This is a genomic window from Mycobacterium sp. (genome assembly GCF_032159765.1).
Classification (GTDB): domain Bacteria; phylum Actinomycetota; class Actinomycetes; order Mycobacteriales; family Mycobacteriaceae; genus Mycobacterium.
This window is the reverse complement of the sequence record NZ_JAVHWM010000217.1, coordinates 1-19,394: the sequence shown is the minus strand read 5'-3', so window position 1 is coordinate 19,394 and position 19,394 is coordinate 1. Positions and strand designations below refer to the sequence as shown.

General features: G+C 63.9%; 17 protein-coding genes. 7 read left to right on the top strand and 10 right to left on the bottom strand.

Annotated features, from left to right (window positions below; all coding sequences use genetic code 11):
• Positions 1 to 2 precede the first annotated feature (2 nt).
• Positions 3 to 770 carry a class II aldolase/adducin family protein gene (locus QOH60_RS27685; RefSeq protein WP_526425085.1) on the bottom strand — a complete coding sequence of 256 codons (768 nt, stop codon included), beginning with the start codon at positions 768 to 770 and terminating at the stop codon, positions 3 to 5.
• Positions 767 to 1,867 carry an amidohydrolase family protein gene (locus QOH60_RS27680; protein WP_526425084.1) on the bottom strand — a complete coding sequence of 367 codons (1,101 nt, stop codon included), beginning with the start codon at positions 1,865 to 1,867 and terminating at the stop codon, positions 767 to 769. Before QOH60_RS27680 ends, QOH60_RS27685 begins: the two co-directional genes overlap by 4 nt.
• Positions 1,868 to 1,908: 41 nt before the next feature.
• On the opposite strand from QOH60_RS27680, the gene QOH60_RS27675 reads away from it, so the two are divergent.
• On the top strand, positions 1,909 to 2,472 hold the full coding sequence (locus tag QOH60_RS27675; protein ID WP_526425107.1) for a TetR/AcrR family transcriptional regulator: 564 nt from the start codon (positions 1,909 to 1,911) through the stop codon (positions 2,470 to 2,472).
• On the opposite strand, the gene QOH60_RS27670 is transcribed toward QOH60_RS27675, so the two are convergent.
• From QOH60_RS27670 to QOH60_RS27660, 3 genes are all read right to left on the bottom strand, one after another.
• A complete protein-coding gene (locus QOH60_RS27670; RefSeq protein WP_526425083.1) occupies positions 2,460 to 3,086 on the bottom strand; it encodes a DUF4232 domain-containing protein in 627 nt (208 codons plus the stop codon). The genes QOH60_RS27675 and QOH60_RS27670 overlap by 13 nt on opposite strands.
• 46 nt (positions 3,087 to 3,132) lie before the next feature.
• Positions 3,133 to 3,906 carry an ion channel gene (locus tag QOH60_RS27665; protein WP_526425082.1) on the bottom strand — a complete coding sequence of 258 codons (774 nt, stop codon included), beginning with the start codon at positions 3,904 to 3,906 and terminating at the stop codon, positions 3,133 to 3,135.
• 61 nt (positions 3,907 to 3,967) lie between these two features.
• Positions 3,968 to 4,258 carry a hypothetical protein gene (locus tag QOH60_RS27660; RefSeq protein WP_526425081.1) on the bottom strand — a complete coding sequence of 97 codons (291 nt, stop codon included), beginning with the start codon at positions 4,256 to 4,258 and terminating at the stop codon, positions 3,968 to 3,970.
• A gap of 223 nt (positions 4,259 to 4,481) precedes the next feature.
• On the opposite strand from QOH60_RS27660, the gene QOH60_RS27655 reads away from it, so the two are divergent.
• The gene (locus QOH60_RS27655) at positions 4,482 to 6,059 is read left to right on the top strand and encodes a DUF3060 domain-containing protein (RefSeq protein WP_526425080.1); all 1,578 of its coding nucleotides are present in this window, start codon (positions 4,482 to 4,484) and stop codon (positions 6,057 to 6,059) included.
• Between the two features lie 13 nt (positions 6,060 to 6,072).
• Here the strand turns inward: QOH60_RS27655 and QOH60_RS27650 are convergent, their stop codons facing one another.
• Positions 6,073 to 6,333 carry a hypothetical protein gene (locus tag QOH60_RS27650; RefSeq protein WP_526425079.1) on the bottom strand — a complete coding sequence of 87 codons (261 nt, stop codon included), beginning with the start codon at positions 6,331 to 6,333 and terminating at the stop codon, positions 6,073 to 6,075.
• 320 nt (positions 6,334 to 6,653) lie between these two features.
• Positions 6,654 to 7,139 carry a pyridoxamine 5'-phosphate oxidase family protein gene (locus QOH60_RS27645; RefSeq protein WP_526425106.1) on the bottom strand — a complete coding sequence of 162 codons (486 nt, stop codon included), beginning with the start codon at positions 7,137 to 7,139 and terminating at the stop codon, positions 6,654 to 6,656.
• A gap of 96 nt (positions 7,140 to 7,235) precedes the next feature.
• Between QOH60_RS27645 and QOH60_RS27640 the strand changes: the two genes are divergently transcribed.
• Complete coding sequence (locus tag QOH60_RS27640) at positions 7,236 to 10,418, top strand: ATP-binding protein (RefSeq protein ID WP_526425078.1); 3,183 nt, start codon at positions 7,236 to 7,238, stop codon at positions 10,416 to 10,418.
• Positions 10,419 to 10,710: 292 nt separating this feature from the next.
• Positions 10,711 to 12,312 (top strand): long-chain-fatty-acid--CoA ligase, encoded by a 1,602-nt coding sequence (locus QOH60_RS27635; RefSeq protein WP_526425077.1) that lies wholly within the window; start codon positions 10,711 to 10,713, stop codon positions 12,310 to 12,312.
• 29 nt (positions 12,313 to 12,341) lie between these two features.
• Here the strand turns inward: QOH60_RS27635 and QOH60_RS27630 are convergent, their stop codons facing one another.
• Together QOH60_RS27630 and QOH60_RS27625 are read right to left on the bottom strand one after the other, a co-directional pair.
• Positions 12,342 to 14,963, bottom strand: coding sequence for a LuxR C-terminal-related transcriptional regulator (locus tag QOH60_RS27630; protein WP_526425076.1), 2,622 nt, complete (start codon positions 14,961 to 14,963; stop codon positions 12,342 to 12,344).
• An 82-nt stretch (positions 14,964 to 15,045) separates the two neighbouring features.
• The gene (locus QOH60_RS27625; RefSeq protein ID WP_526425075.1) at positions 15,046 to 15,426 is read right to left on the bottom strand and encodes a hypothetical protein; all 381 of its coding nucleotides are present in this window, start codon (positions 15,424 to 15,426) and stop codon (positions 15,046 to 15,048) included.
• 626 nt (positions 15,427 to 16,052) lie between these two features.
• Here QOH60_RS27625 and QOH60_RS27620 point away from each other — a divergent pair.
• The 3 genes from QOH60_RS27620 to QOH60_RS27610 all read left to right on the top strand — a co-directional run bounded on the left by QOH60_RS27620 (position 16,053) and on the right by QOH60_RS27610 (position 18,141).
• A complete protein-coding gene (locus QOH60_RS27620; RefSeq protein ID WP_526425074.1) occupies positions 16,053 to 16,442 on the top strand; it encodes a hypothetical protein in 390 nt (129 codons plus the stop codon).
• Between the two features lie 61 nt (positions 16,443 to 16,503).
• On the top strand, positions 16,504 to 16,929 hold the full coding sequence (locus tag QOH60_RS27615; protein WP_526425073.1) for an alpha/beta fold hydrolase: 426 nt from the start codon (positions 16,504 to 16,506) through the stop codon (positions 16,927 to 16,929).
• A gap of 381 nt (positions 16,930 to 17,310) precedes the next feature.
• A complete protein-coding gene (locus tag QOH60_RS27610) occupies positions 17,311 to 18,141 on the top strand; it encodes a multicopper oxidase family protein (protein ID WP_526425072.1) in 831 nt (276 codons plus the stop codon).
• Between the two features lie 94 nt (positions 18,142 to 18,235).
• Here the strand turns inward: QOH60_RS27610 and QOH60_RS27605 are convergent, their stop codons facing one another.
• On the bottom strand, positions 18,236 to 19,126 hold the full coding sequence (locus tag QOH60_RS27605; protein WP_526425071.1) for a phytanoyl-CoA dioxygenase family protein: 891 nt from the start codon (positions 19,124 to 19,126) through the stop codon (positions 18,236 to 18,238).
• Positions 19,127 to 19,394: the final 268 nt, after the last annotated feature.

The window sequence follows — 19,394 nt, the reverse complement described above, 5'->3', positions numbered from 1 at the left end:
GGTCAGTTCAAAACGCAGGGGTCACGACGCAACTCGCGACGTGCCATGGCCGCAAACAAGCCTGTGAACGGATGCGTGTTGAAAAACTCGCCGTAGGTGCGCGCGGCGTCACGATTCATCGGCACACCTCCCCCGGCAGCCGCGATCCGCCAGGCCTGGCGACAGCGCCATTCGAAGGACATCGCCCGCAGGTATGCCTGCTCGATGTCGGCGCCGAGAACGACGACACCGTGGTTGGCCAGCAGCCCGATGTTGGCGTTCCCGATCGCCTTGGCGACAGCGCGGGCATTGCCGGCGTCGTCGACCGTTCCCCAGTACTCGTCGTAGACAGCGACGTCGCCGTGGTACAGCGCGCCGGTCTGGTCGTAGATATCCGGAGCCCGCCCGATGTCGGCCCAGACGGTTCCCCACCGGGAGTGGTTGTGGATCGCCACGCCGACATCGCCTCTGGTGCGGTGCAATTCGACGTGAAGCGTGATCGCCGGGGTGATGGTCCACCGGCCTGATATCTCGTTGCCGTCGGCGTCCATCGTCATGATGTCACTGGCGCTGACCTCGTCCCACGTCAACCCGAACGGGTTCACCAGAAAGGTCCCGTCGGCTTGCTTGTACGTGATGTGGCCGGCGAGATGATCATCGTAGCCTTCAGCGAACAGGCACCGGCACAGCAGCGCCAGCTCTTGCGCGGCGGTGAGTTCGGGCAGCGCGGGAGCAATCGGCTTCGTCACCACCATCGCGCGCATGGCGGTCGGTTGGTTGCCCGACGTCATGCCGAGTCACCGACGATGCGGCGCAGCCGGTCACCATAGAAAGCAAGCGCGTTGGCGGCCATGACTTTTCGCTCGAGCGCATCACCGAGACCGCGGTCGTGCACACTCTTGACGGCCCCGGGGAACACCGCGTCGTGATGGGGGTAGTCGGAGGCGAACATCACGTTGTCTGCCCAACCCTGGTGAAGGGTCGACGCCAGCCCGGGCTCTTCGATCTCGAACGTCAGCCACGACCGCGTATTGATGGTGTGCTTGGGGTCTCCCCCGCGGTAATCGCCCGGCGCCAGCTCGTAGTGCTCCTCGATGCGGTCCACCCACGTGGGCGCCCAGCCGCAGCCGGCTTCGAGATATCCGACCCGCAGCGCCGGAAACCTCTCGTAGATACCGGCTAACGTCACGCTGACCATCGCCGCCATCTGCTCGAACACGTGGCTGACGATGTGGCAGCCCGCGTAGCTGGACATGCGGTCGAGTCCGACTGTGTCGAGGCCCGAGAGGTACGCCTCGTGAAACGAGAGGGGGACGTCGAGTTGTTGTGCCTTGTCCCACAACACGTCGAAATCGGGATGGTCGACGGTGCGGCCGCCAATTCTGTTGGGTCGCATGACGCCGCCGACGAAACCGTGGCCGGTGACGGCGCGTTCGAGCTCTGCCGCCGCGAGGCGCGGGTCTTGCTGGGGTAGTAGCGCCACGCCGATGAGGCGCTTGGGATCGGTGGCGCAGTACAGGGCGAGCCAGTCGTTGTACGCCCCGCACAGGGCCGCGGCGATATCGGGATGCTCGAGCAGGCCGAACATCAAGCCGACGCTGGGGTACAGCACGGCGGCGTCGATGCCCTCATCTTCGAGAACCTGGAGGCGGACGTTGGGGTCGCGGCCGCCCTCGCGCCGCTCACCGCCCGCCGACACGTGATTCTCCAGCCCGCCAGGGAACGGATACTTCGAGCGCCACAGCCGCCCTTCGATGCGGTAGGTCACGTGGCCGCCTGATTCGGCGACGAACTCCGGCGCGCTGCCTCGCATCCCCGCGGGGATGGCATCCACCAGTTCCGGAAGCGGTTCCTCGACGTGGCCGTCGGCGTCGATCACAAGTGACATGTGACCCTCTTTTCAGAGGTGGTCGGAATCTATTTCTCTAAATTAGGCAAATAGCAACCCGATGTCGAGGCCCATCACGTGGCTCTTGCGGCCGCGACCTCGCGGCACGGGCTGGCGTCAAGCCCGCGCTGGTGCACTACTACTTCCCCACGATGGACGAGCTGTATCTGGCCGTTTTCCGCCGCGGGGCCGCCGCCAACCTCGATCGTCAACAGCAGGCGCTGGCGTCGGAGCGGCCGCTGCACGCATTTTGGGAATCGGTCAGCGAACCGCGGGGCACACGGCTGCTGTTGGAGTTCATGGGGCTGGCGAACCATCGCAGGATCATCAAGGCCGAGATCGCGGCCTGGTCAAAACGGTGGCGTGAGATGCAAATCACTGCGCTGAATTTCATTGTGCGCCAACATGGTCTCGATGCGGAGGAGTTCTCGCCGGCCGCGTTGGCGGTTGTCATCGCCTCGATCGGTCGCACCCTGGTCCTCGAGAACGCACTGGGCACCACGGGCGGTCACGAGGACGCGATCGGGTTGGTCCACCGCATCATCGACCGATTCGAGATGCCTGCGCCGAAGCCGAGGCGCACGCGGGCTGACTATGGCGGGTGATCGTCCAGCGGTCCGATCTCGAGCGGGTAGATGCATGCCTCATCGGCGTAGGGGATCGCAAGCTGACCCTGTTCGTCTGGCGGGGTGACGGCGAGCGCGGTCCATTTCACGCAGGTCTTCTTCTCCGCCTCGGTGATCCAGGCGCCGTTGAAGACGATGACGGCGTAAGCGGTCATCTCCGGCTGCAGCGTGAACGGGTGAATGACCAGATCGTGCGCGAAGATCCCGCCGGGGTTCAGGCTTTTTCGCGCCGGGTAATCGATCGCTCCCCCGGAGGAAGTCAATAGGTCGATCTGAGGATATCCCTCTACAGTGCAAGGTTTGTCAGACTGGTTGGTGAGATAGATATCGACCCGCCGCTTTCCGCTCGCGGCGCTGACGAACCCGATACTTCCGGCTAGATCGCCGGCACGGCAGCGGTTGCTGGCCGGCGACGTTGTCGACGACGGTGTGCTAGTCGAGGACGGCGTGCTGGTCGACGACGGTGTGTCCGATGTGCTTGACGACGAGCTCGCGGAGTCCGGGCCGGCGTTGCATGCGACGAGCAGTGTCGGGAGCAGCAGCACGGCGACGCGGATGAGCAGCCATCGGGTCGTCGCCTCACCCCGGCTCATGGCCGAACTTTAGACCCGCGGTGTCGGGCGAACGGGCAAATGGCGGCTATTCGCCCACGGGCGATTGTCGCCGGGCATCGGCATCGTCGCGCAACTGCTCCACGAGCGAGGTCAACTGCGCTATGTCCGCGCGCAATTCGTGGACGTGTGCCGCGGTCGCCGCCTCGAGTGCGGTGTCCTTGGCGGCCACCCGTTGCACGATCCACGCGGCGACCGTCGCGGTGATCATGCCGAGCAGGCTGATGCCGCCAATCATCAACAGGACGGCGACGATCCTGCCCGTGAACGAGATCGGCTGGTAGTCGCCGTAACCGACGGTGGTGATTGTCGTTACCGACCACCAGAGCGCGTCGCCGAAATTCTTGATGTTCGCGTGTGCAACGTGTCGCTCCGCGTCGAGGACGGCAAGGGACGACGAGTACACCAACAGGACCGAGCTGAACGCGGTGTAGAGCACGATGCGTCCTCTTAGGGCGTCGCCGAACGCCTTCTCCAATACTTCGATGAGCACGACCAAGCGGAGTATCCGCAGTGGCCGTAGAAACGGCAGAGTGACAATCGCAAAGTCAAGCAAATGGCGGACAAACCAGTGCAGACGATTCTCGGCGAGAACCAATCTCGCAAAGTAGTCCACCACAAATGCGAGGTACAGAGCGAGGTCGACCCACCTGAGGAAGTTGTACACCGGTCCGGGGGGCCGTACGAGCACCTGGATGGAGTACACCACCAGGAATGCGATGGCCACCGCAGCCAGCGGCCACTCTGTACGGTGCTCCCATCGTTCTACGCGAGTCTTTTCGCCAACCGACATTGCGTTCATACGGTCATCATTTCTGCCCATGCGGGCACCGCCAATTAGCGGACATCATGAGAGGGTCACGTTATTTGCAGGGCGCGGACAGTGTCCTCTTCAGTTGGTCCATCGTCTCGGCGACCTGGGTGTCAGTCTCGACGTGGCGAATGTAAATCAGGATCCGCGCAATCGTCGTCATGCCGAGCAGGAGCTTCGTCAGCGACTCCTGGGCGTCGTCGTGCTGATCGCTGACCGCCTTGGCCACCGCACGCTCCCCTTCGCCGCTCTTGCGGTGACCTTTGACCAACAGGCTCGTGAGCAGCGGCAGGGCGTCGTTGGCGAACTGACGCTCGTCGGTCGTCAAGCTGAACTTCCCCACATCGGGATTGTCGCACGGTCGTCCGGGCTGCTGCCCTCGATCGGAAAGACGCCGTCCGAGGGGCAGCCATTATCGCAGCTGAAAGTTTGCTGTGTATTTGTTGTGCAAGGGCGATGCGGGCGGTCGGTACGTGGTCAAGCCCATTTACGACGGTGGGTGGCTTCCGCGTGTCAGGTCGCTGAGATTTGCGGCAGCTACCAGTGTGGTGTGGGAACATCGGCTCGTGGACGAAGACGATCCCGAGAAGCGCATCGCCGAGCTCGAACGTCAACTGGCCGAGGCAAAGGCTGCCGCAGCTGCTGAGACCGGATCCAATCCGGCGCCTACCCCTGCGCCGCCGCCGCCGCAATCCGGACCGCTGATCAGCTTTGGAGGTAAGTGGGTCTCTGTCGACGGGGGCGATTTTCACCAAGTCGAGGGCGCTGACGCAGCAATGTCTGCTCGAGCCCAGCAACGTGTTGTGGACTTGGCACGCCAGATGGCCGAGGCTTTTCAGGAGAACTTGCGTGCGGGCGATGTCTCACGGGATGACGTCAAGGCGCGCAGGGACGCCTTGAACCGCGCCGTGATCGAATCAGGGCTGTCGCCGGATCAGGTCCGCCACGTGTACAAACAAGCTGCCGTCAGCGCGAGTATGGCGGGGCAGGGTTTTTCGGCGACAGGGCCTATTGACACCCGGCTCTCCGAGCCGCCGCGACGAATTCCGTGGGCATTTCGATTGGCTGAGGTGTTGCCTTTTCGCTGGTGGTATATCTTCGCGTTGTTCATGGTCGGTGTCGGCCTCGGCGTCGGCGGCATAGCGATCTTTGCCCAACGGCCAAGGCTCCTCTCGATCCTCATGCTGGTCGCGCTCGTGGCGATCTATGCATTCCAGTTTGCCGGCACCGCAAAGCGATTCGCCTTGCTCAAGTGGGGCCAGGTCGCCACAGTCACGTCGTCGCATATCGCCTCACGTGCCACGTATTACAGCGGGACGACCTGGGGCATGGCCCCGCTGCCGATTGCCCACGGATGGCAGGTGCGGCGCCCGTTTTACAGCGGGCCGAACACGAAGACCAATATTCGCTACGCCCTCAACGGTGTTCAGGGCGAGTTGACGGTCAGCGGGCGCGAATACGTCGACGGCGTGGTGCTGGCCGACACGCGAAACCCTGCGCGCGCACTGTGCGTGACCTCGTTCGCCTACGACCTCGACCGCGACGAGACGGGCAATTGGATCGGCCGCATCCGCCCTCGGCTACTGCTCGGGATGGTTGTGTGGCTGATCGTGGTCATCGGGTGGGTCTCGCTGGCCACGGGCCTCGTGACCGGTCGCCTCTTCGGCTTCGATTTCGGCGGCGATGGCAGCGCTGATACATCGGCCAGTGTTCCGAAGGGTGGATCGCTGACCGTCGGGCCCACCAGTCACGTCAGGACCGTCGCGTGCGACGACGGCAGCCTGACGTTGTCTGCACCCAACGGCACCTACACCGTCACCGGCCACTGCGCCAGCCTCACGCTAACCAGCTACAACAGTCATCTGACCGCCGACAGCGCGAATACCATCACGGTGTCGGGTTACGGCAACATGGTGCAGGTCGGCGCGTGCGACAGCTGCGATGTGACGGTGTCCCAGTACGGCAATTCGCTTGAGGTCAGCGGGCACGCCGCAAACCTCGTCGTCAATGCCTACAACAACAAGGTCACCATCGACAGTGCCGAGACGATCACGGTAGGCGGGTACAGCAATACGATTACTTACCACTCAGGGGAACCGCAGAAGAAACAGCTTGGTTACTCCAACACCATCCAGCAAGGGTGACAAGCGATTTCGGTCATCGCGAGCATCCTCCGCTCGATTGCGGCGTATTGACCGTGAAGAAGCCCGGCCAGTCGGGTTCTGCCCATGCGTAGGGATTGGACGTGGCAGTGGGGGCGAATTTCTGTGGCTGACGGTCCCCGCATGAGCTGCCTTGGCTGGTTCCGCTGACCTGACCGCCGGTCGAGATCACGGGCGCAGGAGGGGCAGGCGCCGTGCTGCTGCCGCTGTCGGCGACGGCGGAGGGTGCCGTCCACATTGCCGCTGCGAACGCCATCAGAAGTAGTTTTCTCATTAATCGATCTCCAATCCAGGGCATATGCGGATGATGCCACCGCCGCCTATCGCGCGCAGCGCAACTTTCGGCGAGAAGATTCCGAATCTTCGCTGTTCGCAGCGCTTTCCAAGCCTCAACGTGGCCAACCTGCCTGAATTCTCAAAGCATCCTGTGCACGTATCAGCCTTGTCCTGCCGAAACATCGTTGCTTCCAGCGTTTTCCGAGGTTCAGCGCGCACGTGTGCCTGAGGGCATACTGTGAGCGGCTGCTGCGCCACCGGCAAAGATCGTCGGCACTCCCAGCACTTTCCGAGGCGCCGCTATCCGTCGTTGACGAGATCCGCGAGAAAGGCGGGTAGCCGGCCGGCGCCGAAGTCATAGAACCGCGCCCACTGCGGCTCGATTGAGATACGCGTCATCTGCTTGTATACCGCCCGCACGTTGCGTTCGAACTCGGCGAGTTGGGATTCGTCCATCGTCTTCGCCGCCGCGGCGAGATACTCGTCGGCGACGCCATCGACCGTTTGCAGGGTGGCCAGGCCGCGCACCAACAGAGCCTGCGCCTGCTCTGGCGTGTCGCCGGAGTCGATCGTCAACGCGACCTCCGGGCGCGCGGTGAGCGCCCGCACCTTCGGGGAGGTCGGTGCCGTGCAGACGACGATGCGGTCGCCGGTCCAGTAGAACCCAATGGGGATAACCCGCGGGAAGCCATCGTGTCCGTTGTAGGCGAGCCGCGCCATCGAGCCGGAGAGCATCCTCTGCGCGTCGGGGTGGCCAAGTTCGCCAGCTAACTCTGCTGTATTCATCACAGTCATACACGTACCCGATTCCAGCCCCAGTTGACGCTTCAGCAGGTGCATTTCTGACCGTCCGTGACCCTGGCCGTCCTACTCTTGGCCTTGATGACGGCATGTGTGGCGTGCGGGACATGCGGGACTGCGTTGCGGGAGAACGCCAAGTTCTGCCATCAGTGCGGTACTGCCACTGCGGTGTGGGCAGACGCGGCCCAATACAAGCAGGTGACGGTACTGTTCGCCGACGTGGTGCGGTCGATGGACATCGCGGCCCGGGTGGACGTGGAGCGGTTGCGCGAAATCATCGGCGATCTCGTGGAGCGGTGCGCGGTGGTTGTGCACCGCTATGACGGGACCGTGGAGTCCACGGGCGACGGGGTGATGGCGTTGTTTGGTGCCCCAGTTGCTCTGGAGGATCATGCTTTTCGAGGATGTCTTGCCGCGCTGGACATTCAAGAGGAGGCGAAGCGACTCGCCGTGGACGTCCAGAACCGCGATGGCGTCGCCTTGCGATTGCGGGTGGGTCTGAACTCGGGGCGAGTGATCGCCGGTGAGATTGGTTCGGGTGCGCTCGGTTACACCGTGACCGGTGAGCCGGTCGGGTTTGCCCAGCGGATGGAATCGGTGGCTCCGCCGGGCGGGGTGATGGTGTCGGAGTCGACGGCGCGGCTGGTCGACGGCATGGTGAAGCTGGCCGAGCCGGAGTGGGTGCGCATCAAGGGCTCGGACGAACCGGTGCGCGCGCGCCGGCTGCTGGGGATCAGCCCGCGCGATGGGGTGGTCGGGCGCGCTGAGGCGAGCCTGATCGGTCGGCGCTGGGAAATGGCGGCCCTCGACGCTCTCTTGGATCGCGTTATCAGCGGCCGCGGTGGTGTGGTGAACGTGGCAGGACCACCCGGCATCGGCAAGAGCCGGGTGGCCAGGGAGGCCGCCGCACTCGCGGCGGGTCGCGGGGTCGAAGTGATCTGGACCTTCTGCGAATCACACGCCACCGACATCTCCTTCGCCGTGGTGTCGCGGATGCTGCGCGCCGGCATTGGCGTGGCCGACCTCGATGAACACGCCGCCCGAGCCCGATTGAGAGCAGTTGTGCCCGATGCGGATCCGCAAGACCTGCTGCTGCTTGACGATCTGCTGGGCATCGCCGACCCCGACGTGCCGCTGCCCGCGATCGACCCAGATGCCCGCCGGCGCCGGCTGACTGCGTTGATCAATACTGCGTTGCTGGCGCGCACGGCGCCGGCGCTGTTCATCATCGAGGATACCCATTGGATCGACGCCGTCAGTGAGGCGATGATCGCCGACCTGCTCGCCGTCCTTGCACGCTCCCCCACATTGGTGCTGACCACCGCCCGTCCGGAATATCAGGGCAGGCTGACTCGAGTGCATGGCTCGCAAACCATAGCGCTTGCCCCACTGGACAATTCGGACAGCAACGCCCTCCTGGGCGAGCTGTTGGGCTCGGATCCTTCGGTCGGTGAGCTAGCGGCGGTCATTGCCGAGCGGGCCGCGGGGAACCCGTTTTTCACCGAGGAGATGGTGCGCGAGTTGGCCCAGCGCGGGGTGCTCGTCGGCGAGCGCGGCGCCTACATCTCCCACGTGGATGTGGCCGACGTCGCGGTGCCGGCCACAGTGCAGGCGGCCATCGAAGCGCGTATCGACCGGCTCAGCGCCGCGGCCAAGAAGACTCTCAACGCGGCCTCGGTGATCGGAGCGCGCTTTGGGCCGCAACTGCTGACGGCACTCGGGGTCGACGCGGTGTTCGACGAGCTGCTCGGCGCGGAGTTGATCGATCAGGTGCGGTTCGCCCCGAGCGCGGAGTTCGCCTTCCACCACCCGTTGATCGGCGCTGTTGCCTACGAGTCACAGCTCAAGGCCGACCGCGCCGAATTGCACCGGCGCCTGGCCACAACGATCCAACAGTCTGAGCCGGCGTCGGTAGACGAGAACGCGGCCCTGATCGCCCAACATCTCGAATCCGCCGGCGAACCGCACGCCGCATATGAATGGCACATGCGCGCCGGCGCGTGGTCGGCCAACCGCGATCTCTTCGCCGCCCGGCTCGGCTGGGACCGCGCCCGGAGGATGGCCGACCAACTACCGGACGACGACCCCGCACAATTGTCGATGCGCATCGCGCCGCGCACCATGCTGTTAGGCACCGGCTGGCGTGTCGATGCGAACATCGCCAACCATTTCGATGAGCTGAGAGAGTTGTGTGGGCTCAACGGAGACAAGATATCGCTGGCCATTGGCTTGGCCGGGCTGGTGGGGAGTCATGTGCTCCATGGGCGCATGCGGGACGCGTCGCGGCTGGCGTCCGAACAGATGGCGCTGCTGGAGTCGTTGGGCGATCCCCCTCCGACACTGGGGCTGGCGTTCATAGCATTCGCCACTTGGTTCGAGTGCGGTGATTTCGGCCAACTCGTGCGGCGGTCGCAGACGGTGATCGACCTCGTCGACGGCGATCCCCGTAGAGGCGCCGGCTTCGGTGTGGATTCGCCGCTAGCGCTGGCTTTGACGTGGCGTGGCGTCGCTCGGTGGTGGCTGGGCCGGCCCGGGTGGCGCCAAGACCTTCACGACGCGGCCGCGATGGCCCGACGCAGCAACGCGGGAACCATCGTCGCTGTTCGCGCCTGGACCTACGGTCTCGCGATTTATTACGGGGTGCTTCGGGCGGATGATTCCGCATTGCGCGCGCTCGAGGAGGCGGTGCAGACCGCCGAGAGAGGGGGCGACGAGTACATGCTTGGCGTGGGGAGGTACAACCTGGGTGTCGCGTTGCTGAATCGGGACGCAGCGGCCGACCGTGACCGCGGCCTGGAACTCGTGGTAGAGGCCCGCGATGTGTTTCTGCGTGTCCATAGTCTCTTCTTGGTCCCACTCGCTGACCTGTGGGCCGCCCGTGAGAACGCCAGACGGGGCGACCACGATGCTGCCATACCGGTGATGCGCCAAGCCGTGGACGAACTGCACCGGGCAGGACGGCTCGGTTATGGCGTTTGGGGCACCGGCGTTCTGGTGGAGACGCTGTTGGAGCGTGGCGACGAGAGCGACCTAGCCGAAGCGCAAGACGATCTCGACCGGTTGGCGAACCTGCCAGATGACGGCTCGGCGGTGCGCGAGGTCACGCTGCTACGGCTGCGCACTTTGCTAGCCCGCGCCCACGGCGACGTCATTGCTTATCGGGATTTATTGAAACGCTATCTCGCGATTGCGGAATCGCTTGATTACGAAGGACACATCGCGTGGGCCAAGGCCATGGGCCAGCTGGTGCCACCCCAGGGCTGAGGCTCTTCTTCAACTTCTCGGCGGCCACGAAGTGCCCCTTCATCGTGATCGCGGCCAGGTGACCGCCGTTGCTGTGAGCCCAGCATCGGGTGGGGTCCCTGTGAGGGCCTCAGTAGTCGGCTACTGCAAAATCTGCTCCGCCACCGCCGGGTGATTTAGAGGTGACCATCAACCTCGCTGGATATCGTGAATTAAGTGCCCTACTACTGACATCGTCCGGCTCGCTCCACGTGATATTGGGCTTAGAAGAACTGGTAGTCCCTAAATTCACGAGAGACCCGGGCGGATCGAGATGAGTGAATTCACCGACAGGGTGTTTCGGGCAAGCTCCACGGCGGGAATTGTGTGCCCCGGCGAGCCAGTGCGCCGCAGTTCGTGGAGGAGCCTCACTGACGACGCCCTACGGATCGCGGGAGGCCTGGCTGAGCGCGCAATCGGGCCCGGCGATCGGGTGGCGGTCCTTGCGGGCCGACCCGACGACGTTGCCCGAATCGCGGTGGCCTTGTGGATGCGCGACGCCACGCTGACCATGCTCCAGCAACCGACCCGCCGGTCAGACTTCCTCACCTGGATGGCTGAACAGAAGCGCGTACTCACGATGATTGACGCGAAGGCCGTGATCTTGGCTGAGCCGTTCAACGCAACGGAATTCGATGTCTCGTATCAGCTCGACGAACTGTTCGAAGGCCGGGGAATCAACCCGCTCGATCCGGCGTCGCAGTCAATCGCCCTGCTGCAGTTAACTTCCGGCTCGACCGCCGCGCCAAAGGCCATCGAGATCACCCATCGCAACCTGCACGCAAACCTCGCCGCACTGACCCAAAGAATCAGCTCGGCGCCCGCCGAGGAGGTTCTCGTCAGCTGGCTACCGCTGTATCACGACCTGGGTATGGTGGGATTCCTTCTCGCTGCCATGCACGCCCAATCTGAGGCGGTGATCGCCACCCCGGCCGACTTCGTCACCGCCCCGCTGCGCTGGATGGAATTGGTGTCAGAGCACCGGGGCACCATCACGGCGGCAACCAACTTCGCGCTCGCGGTGACGGCGAAGCATCTCGAGAATGTTGCCGACCACGCATACGACCTGTCGAGCCTGCGCGTCGTGATGAGTGGTGCAGAACAAGTCGACGCAGCTGCCGTTCGCCGGTTCGTGACGGCGGGCGAGCGCTTCGGCCTGGATCCCGGCGTGTTCGCGCCGGGGTACGGAATGGCCGAAGCGACGCTCGCAGTTACAGTGCACCCCACCGGAAATCCGCTCGCAGTCGATGTCGTGGACGCGGACCTCATCGAATCCGCAGGAGTGGCCCGGCCAGCCGATGAAGGGCGCGAGCTGGTGCGGCTCGGCCCTCCCCTCCCCGGTATCGAGGTACGGGTCGTCGACAAGTGCGGTGACTACCTGGACGAGAGACGAGTCGGCGAACTCATCATTCGGGGTCCAAGTGTGTCGTCGTTCCAGCTCAACGGCGATGGCCGAAAACCCCTCTGCGACAACGACGGATGGTTTGCCACCGGTGATATGGGATATGTCACCGAGGACGGCGACATCGTGGTGTGCGGGCGCAGCAAGGATGTGATCGTCATGTCCGAGCGCAACATCTACCCGACAGATCTCGAACGGGCGGCGGAGGCAGTGGCCGGAGTACGCCGCGGAAGCGCGGTGGCCCTGAGCCTGAGCTCCGGTCAGGCTGACGAGGCCGTGGCGATCGTCGTCGAATCACACAGTTGGCGTGTTGATTCCAGCGTGAGGAAAATCAGGGGCCAGATCGGGCACGAGGTGTACCGGCGGTTCCGGATTGCGCCGGCGATGATCCTCGTCGTGGAGCCGGGAATGGTACCCAAAACCCCATCCGGCCAGCTTCAGCGCGGTCTCGTCAGGCTTCTGCTACCCAGTTGATGCCGAGTCAATCGGCCGTGGTCGGTGTGTCAGTCGTTTCGCGCCGTGGGTCGTGTCAGCAAGGCGGCAAGTTCGTCGCGGCGGGTGGTTCCTGTCTTCAACATGGCCCGGTAGATATGGCTCTCGACGGTGCGCACCGACAGCGTCAGTCGATCGGCCACCGCGCGGTTGGACAACCCCTGGCCGATCAACATCACGATCTCTTCCTCGCGTTCGGTGAACGGTAGTGGCTCGCTGGCCTGGTGAAGACCGGGAGTGCTGGCGCCGCCGCATTGTTCGGCCAGGGCGGCAGCCCGTGTGGAGCATCCCAGCGCCGACCCTCGAAGGTCTTTGCGCCGATACGCCAGGGCGGCCTGTGCGGCTGCGTCGATGGCTGCGATGAGATCGCCGATCTGCTCGAATTCTTCTGACACCGCCGATAGTTCAGCCCCGTCGCCGTCGCGCAGAGCCTCGGCGAACCGCGCGGCAACGCCGACCCGAGGTCCTTCGACGATCGACTCCAGCTCCCGCAATCTGGATGCTTTGGTGCGATCACCAAATTGGGCAGCGGTCTGCAGACAAAGGACCTCGCCCGCGAATTGCCCTTTAGCGGCTGCCCTTTCGGCTGCGGACGAGACGAAGGCGATCGCTTCGCTGACGGCACCCTGACCCGCGGCCACCCAGGCTTGAGCCAGGCTGCGCTCGAAATCCAGCGCCCTGAAAACCCGCTGCACCTTGTCCAGCGCGGCGAGCGCCGCGGCCGCCTCGCGAACTGATCCGCGCAGGGCAAGCGCGTGGACGTACGAGATCTGATAGCGGTACCCCCAGCCCGAAGCATGGGTCAGCGAGAGGCCTTCTGCCGCTTGTTCCAACAACTGGCACGCGATATCGAGGCGGCCGGCGCCAAGCGCTGCGCTACCCGCTACCGCGGCGCCGAGTAACTGCGCGGCGCCCGGCAGATTGGCTGCCTGTTCGCGGACCCGCTGGGCCAATTCGAGCGCTTCGCTCGTGCGGCCGGCAAGCAGCAGCGCACTCACGTGCGAATCAGCGATGTTGAACCGCATATGCGGAGCATCGAAAGAGCGTGTGGCCACGGCGTATCCCGCCTCTGCGACGGCCAAGGCCTCGGTGGTTTGGCCCGCGTTCGCGCAGATGGTCGACAGCGCCCACGCGATTTCAGCGCCAACAACTGGTGGCTGGTCGGCCAATTCGAGATTCGTGGACGCCTTGGCCGCGGCATCCGGTTGGTCCATCGCGAACAGATACACCGTCCGGAAGGCGTCCATATAGCTGCGGGCCTGCGGGGGTGCGTCTTGCGACGCCTCGTCGATGACCGCCTTCGCACGGTCAGGGTCATTGAGCGCCCACAACAGATTGCTCGCACGAAGGAACGCGAAGCGCCCGCGGTCGCTGTCGGCCAATTCGTCGGTCGCGATCTCAGCAAACACGGCGTCCGCTTCGTCGCCACGTCCCAACCACGAAAGCGCGTGTGCCCGTACGAAATTCGGCTCAGGCCCGGCGCCCGCACGAATTGCTGCTTCAGCAAGTCGGTCGGCGAGCGCCAGGTCGGCCAGCCAGACGGCGCCGTGCGCCGCCCTGACGAGTAGGTCGACGTCAGGAGTGAGGTCGGACTCGAGGCTCAACGTGGCGCGTCGCACCACGACTTGGATGTCGTCGGAGGCCTTCGAGGCGGCGAGTTCGGTGGCGACCAGTCCGCGCAACCGTCGTAACCGGGTGGCCGGGGCGCGTCTGCGGCGCACCTCGCCGTAGAGCGGATGCGCCAGCCGTACTTGTACACCGCCGGTGGCGGGCTCGAGCGTGATCAGCCCGCGGTTGTCGGCCTCTTCGACAGCGGCCGGATTGGTGATCCGCTCCAGCGCGGCGATGTCGATGGGCTCCCCGACGGCCAGAGCGTCAATCGCGTCGGTGGCCGGCTCGGGCAACGCGCCGATGCGGGATTCGATTAACTCGACGAGGCTGGGAGGGACGTTCGGGTCACCGAGCCACCGCCAGGATCCGCGCTGTTTTGCGAGCCGTTGGTCAGCGACTTCCTGCTCAACGATGGTGCGAAGGTACAGAGCGTTTCCGCGCGTCAGCTCCGACAGTCGCTGAGCCGCATCGGGATCCACAGGCCCGTTGAGGGTCGCGGCCAGCAGCGCCGTGGTCTCCTCGAGCGATAGCGGCTGCACGTCGAGCCAGTCGAACTGGCCAACCTTCCATATCTCCTGCACTGCCATGGGAATAGGCTCATCGTCGCGAATGGCGAGAACCACCTTCGCGGCGCCGCGCTGCACGATCTGATGCACGACGAAGATCGACAAGTCGTCGAGTAGGTGCGCGTCATCCACGCACACGACGACCGGGACGTCCGAGGATGGGGTTGTCAACGACTCGATCACTCCGCGAAGCAGCTGGCCGGTGTCGCTGACACCCGACGGTGCCCAGACGGTGAAGGCACCAAGTGGAACCGCTCTGGCCGACGAAGTGCCAACGACCCACCGGCATTCGTATCCCTGCGACTCAGCAGCGGCCATGGCCTCGCGGACGATTCGGCTCTTGCCGACACCCGCCGCCCCGCACACCACGATTCCTGACGCGTCCGAGGCCAGGATGGCAGCCTTGATTGCTTCCAGCTGCTCGGAGCGGCCCATTAACGGCCACGACAGACGCACCCGAAAATCCTACGTGCGAGGACCGCGGAGTTTGGCGGTTACCGCAAGAGCGTCATCGCAACGCCGAGAAGTTGATGCGAATCTAACGCTGCGAGGCCTGCGCGATCCTGAGTAAGTCGAACAACTGGAGCGTCGACGACAACAGCATCGCTTCCACTTCCGGCTGTTCCTCCGGAGGCAGGTTGTGGATCCCCTGGTCAACCGTCGTGGCCTGCCGTTGCAGTCGTTTGAGCTGAGCGTTGCGCTGCTCGGGGGTGAGGCTGTCCCAGCTGTCGTGCAGTTCGGAAATCTGGCGCTGGAGCTCCTGCACCTGCGCTCTGGGGTCGAGCGCATCACTAGGGCTCGGGACCGGCTGTTGCGGGAAGGTGACTTGGGGTTGCGTCGGCACCTCGGCACGGGCGGCACTAGGCGACACCAAAACGCCGACAACCAGGCCAATCGCCGCAGCGGCAAGGACTTTCACGGAGCTCCCTTCCAGTCGTGCGGCCGCGGACGGTCGCACGTCTGGAAAGGCTGTCGCGCACGTCTTGGGGTTTTCTTGGAAGCGCTTACACGAAAGCTGCAAAACTCCCATTTTCGGCTAAATTCACTGGTGAAGTTGAGATGATCGTCATCAGCGGAGTCGACAACGTCACCGACAACGACGAAAGCGGCTCGCAGTCCATGAGGAGTGCTATGAGTGCGACACAGTTGAGGCGGAAACTTCCGGTCTATGCCGGCATTGTTGTCGTTGCGATGGGGGCTGTTACTGCGGGGTGCGGCAAGAACGATCAACCCGCTCCCAGCTCGAGCAGTACGTCGACCTCGTCTACGCAGCCATCGGTGTCGCCAACTCAAAATCAACCGAACCCAACGGACGGGAACAGTTTCACGCCCACCCCGCATCCCGTTCAGCCGAGCCATCCGCCAGGCCGCTAGTCGGCTCGTCGCTCGCAAGAGTGCATGGCTGAATCCGTCATTCAACGTGTCTTAAGGCGACTCAACGAGATTGGTGTCGACCACGCCCTCTCACCGAGATTCACGTTATGCAGCTCGTTCCTCGCAACTTCTCTGCATAACGTGAATTTCGGCGAGTCTCGCGTCTAGGGAGTGCCTGCGCAGACGGGGCCGGCGCATGCTCCCGCGCCGCCGGGGCCCGCACCCGCGCTTGCACCCGGCACACCAGCTGACGGGCCGCCGGGACCAGCTCCTGCGCTGGCACCCGGAACACCCGCTGTCGCGCCGCCCGGTCCGGCTCCTGCACTGGCTCCGGGCACGCCTGCCGTCGCGCCACCAGGTCCTGCGCTTGCGCCCGGCCCTGGCGAACCTGAAGTCCCGGGCGCCGGCGATGTTGCTGTACCGCTCGCCGATGTCGTCGCGGGGGCGCTCGACGATGTCGACGTGGACGTAGAGTCCTTCTTGTCCTTATCCGAACTGCAAGCCCCAGTCAGCGTGCTCAAGGCGAGGACAGCGGCTACGGATGCGGCCACGGCAAGGTGACGAGGTCGGTGGTCGGCGATCATGAGTTCCCCAATTTCTGTGTGTTAGCTGCGTTGCCAGTGTGTTTTGGATTTACCCGCTTAAACCGCCGGTCAATCAACGAGCCTGCGGACTGCTCCGGGTAACTGCGGCCGCCTCGAGGTTCATCACGAGACGCAAGGCGACGATCCGCCGATCGTTTATCCACGGCCTCGGTGCCACCTCGAACGCATGGCACGCGCAGCGTATGACGGTGAGCAAGTGGTCATCGTTTACGACCGCAGCGGCTGTGGTCTGTCGCCCCAACGGCTACTCGATCGATGGTTGGGCCGACGAGCCCGCTGAGCTCCTGGATCGTCTGGAAGTAGCGAGGACCGTCGTCGTCGGGCACTCGCTCGGGAGCATGATCGCCCAGCGGTTCGCCGCGAAATATAGCTCTCGAGTCCGAGCGCTCGTCCTGGCCGCCGGTGGCGAGGCCGAGCTCGGACCCAACGGCAAGAAGACCTGACCGATCCAACCAACCCGCCCGGCTCTGTCGAGGTCTGCAACTACGACTCCCACGTAGTGGCGAACCCGCTCTTGTTCCCCTTCTCGTTGCCGGTGCAGTTGAGTGGACCCACACCACGTGCCCGGTTGGCGGTACGACGGTCGGCGAACAGCGTTTCTGACCCACAGCAGTTGTGCAGCGTCTCCGCGGTTATCCCCCAGCCGATTCGACACTGCGCTGATCGCCGTCCATTCAGACGCAGACGCATTGCGATACTCCAACACCAGACGCACAGTCCTGCGCCGGTTTTCAGGGTCACACTTGCTCACCACAACGTGCACCTGCCCAAGAAGATGGAGTGCGAATCAGACGCGGGACGGTTCAAGGTGAACTCAGTTGCCCGTGCAGCGCATCACTATTGCACCGGGCGAAGTGGTTCGGTTCCGGATGCTCAACGGAGCAACCGACAACATGATGCCGATCGTCGTCGACGGTCATGACATGTACCTCACCGCAATGGACGGGGTGAATTTCCCTGAGACTCGGGTGATTCCGGCGCGTCAGGGCGGCGACACGACGGAGCAGGTGCTCGTCGCCACCGGAAACCGCGCGGACTTCCTCGTCAAAGGCAATGCCACGCCGGGCATTTACCGCATGGGCCAGCTGGCGCAAACCGAGCAGTTTCTCAAGAGCGACGAGAAAGTCATCGCCGAGATCGAGGTCACCGGTGCACCGAAGAACATGGCACTGCCAACCAAGTTGCCCATACCGAGCCGCTTCTACCCGCTGATCAAACCCGAAGAGATCAAACATGTTCGGATGATCGAGTTCATGAGTGCGACACCCGGGATGATCAATCTCGTCACCGGTGGCGACTATCTCGTCAACAACGCCATCTACAACGAGAAAGAAGTAAACATCGTCACGCACCTCAACGATGCCGAGGAGTGGTGGATCAAGGTTGGCACCGGGCATCCTGGCGGTGACGAGGGACACCCCTTCCACATCCACGTCAACAGCTTCGAAGTGATCTCTGTCGATGGAAAACCCGTGCCGCCGGGGACAATTCAAGACACCGTGTGGGTGGGCAAGGGTCAGACCGTCGTCATCCGCCAGCGTTACAAGCAACACATGGGAAAATCGGTATTCCACTGCCACATACTTCCGCACGAGGACACCGGCATGATGCAGAACTTCCTGATCCTGCCGCCCGACGATGAGATGAATCACTGACGGCAAGGCTTCTCACGGCTCGCTTCTGATTCCGGCAATGACCCCTGGGCGTTGCATCGCGGGGCCAACGTCGAGATGGAAAATGTCCGCAAATTCAACTAGTCCACGGCTGGTGAGCCCCGGGGCGATCGCTGGGCGGGTCGAGCAGGCGCAGCGGGTGCAGGCCGTCGACGGCTCCTACAAATGGGGGGTAGATGCTGTAGCCGAGCATCCGCCGGATGTCTGGTGATACGGCGCGGGCGATGTCGCGCGAGACCGACAGTGAGTAGGCCTCCTGTGGTCGCAGCCAAGGCTCGCAGTACTGGGCGGTGACGGCGAGTCGGTTTCGGTCAGAACGGTTGGCGCCGCCGCCGTGCCAGAGCGTCCCAACGAAGAACACGCATGACCCGGCCGGCATGATGATCGAAACCTCGCGATCTGCGGGGGTCGGCTTCCGCGGCCCCCACTGGTGGCTGCCAGGGATGACAACGGTGGCGCCGTTGTTGTCGCCGAATGCGTCTATGGCCCATATCGTGGCTGCCCCGAGCGGTGGACGCGGCCGGTGGATCGGATAGAAGCCGTCGTCGAAGTGCAGCAACTGACGGTTTTCGCCCGGCGCGATGTTGATGACCTGCAGCTGTGACAGCAGGTAGTTCGGTTTGAACAAACGGTCGAGTAGCGCCAGCACCCGTGGGTGATCGATTAGCCGGTCGCAGGTGCGGGTCTTATTGAGCACGCTGTAGACGCGTTGGGTGCGGTAGCCCTCAAAGGCGTTGCGGCCAAATTCATTTAGCAGCGGGTTGGCTGCCGTGCGGATTTGCGCGCATTCGTCCTCGCTGAGGAGATCCCGCCAGATGATGTATCCATCTCGTTCCAACGCTGTCATGTACTCATCGACTAGAGCGGGATCGACGGACGCTCCGCCGCTGGGGATTGTCTTGTATCGGCCCGCGAGGTCGCCTCTCAGGTCATCAACGGTGCTGACGGGTTCGCGGGTGCTGTCCATCGGCCGCCTTTCTATGGTCGGAGGCCTACGCGCAGCCCGTCCGCACAAGCAAGCTCGACTGAGGTATTTAGTATTTGACAAGCGTAACCAGCTGACCTCGATAGGACGCACATATTCAACGTTGCAGCAGTCCGTCGATCGCTGAACCGGAGGACACCGTAGCTCGTCTGATTAAGGAAAGAAGCTTAGGACGAGCGCAGGGGGACGCGATGAGGGGCGAAACCAGCAACTGGTTGAAACCGATGGTCAAGGCCCTCGATGAACGCGA

Coding starts and splice junctions, on each gene's coding strand:
- QOH60_RS27685 (WP_526425085.1), bottom strand. CDS start 770: ATGACGTCGGGCAACCAACCGACCGCCATGCGCGCGATGGTGGTGACG.
- QOH60_RS27680 (WP_526425084.1), bottom strand. CDS start 1,867: ATGTCACTTGTGATCGACGCCGACGGCCACGTCGAGGAACCGCTTCCG.
- QOH60_RS27670 (WP_526425083.1), bottom strand. CDS start 3,086: ATGAGCCGGGGTGAGGCGACGACCCGATGGCTGCTCATCCGCGTCGCC.
- QOH60_RS27665 (WP_526425082.1), bottom strand. CDS start 3,906: ATGAACGCAATGTCGGTTGGCGAAAAGACTCGCGTAGAACGATGGGAG.
- QOH60_RS27650 (WP_526425079.1), bottom strand. CDS start 6,333: ATGGCGTTCGCAGCGGCAATGTGGACGGCACCCTCCGCCGTCGCCGAC.
- QOH60_RS27645 (WP_526425106.1), bottom strand. CDS start 7,139: ATGAATACAGCAGAGTTAGCTGGCGAACTTGGCCACCCCGACGCGCAG.
- QOH60_RS27640 (WP_526425078.1), top strand. CDS start 7,236: ATGACGGCATGTGTGGCGTGCGGGACATGCGGGACTGCGTTGCGGGAG.
- QOH60_RS27635 (WP_526425077.1), top strand. CDS start 10,711: ATGAGTGAATTCACCGACAGGGTGTTTCGGGCAAGCTCCACGGCGGGA.
- QOH60_RS27605 (WP_526425071.1), bottom strand. CDS start 19,126: ATGGACAGCACCCGCGAACCCGTCAGCACCGTTGATGACCTGAGAGGC.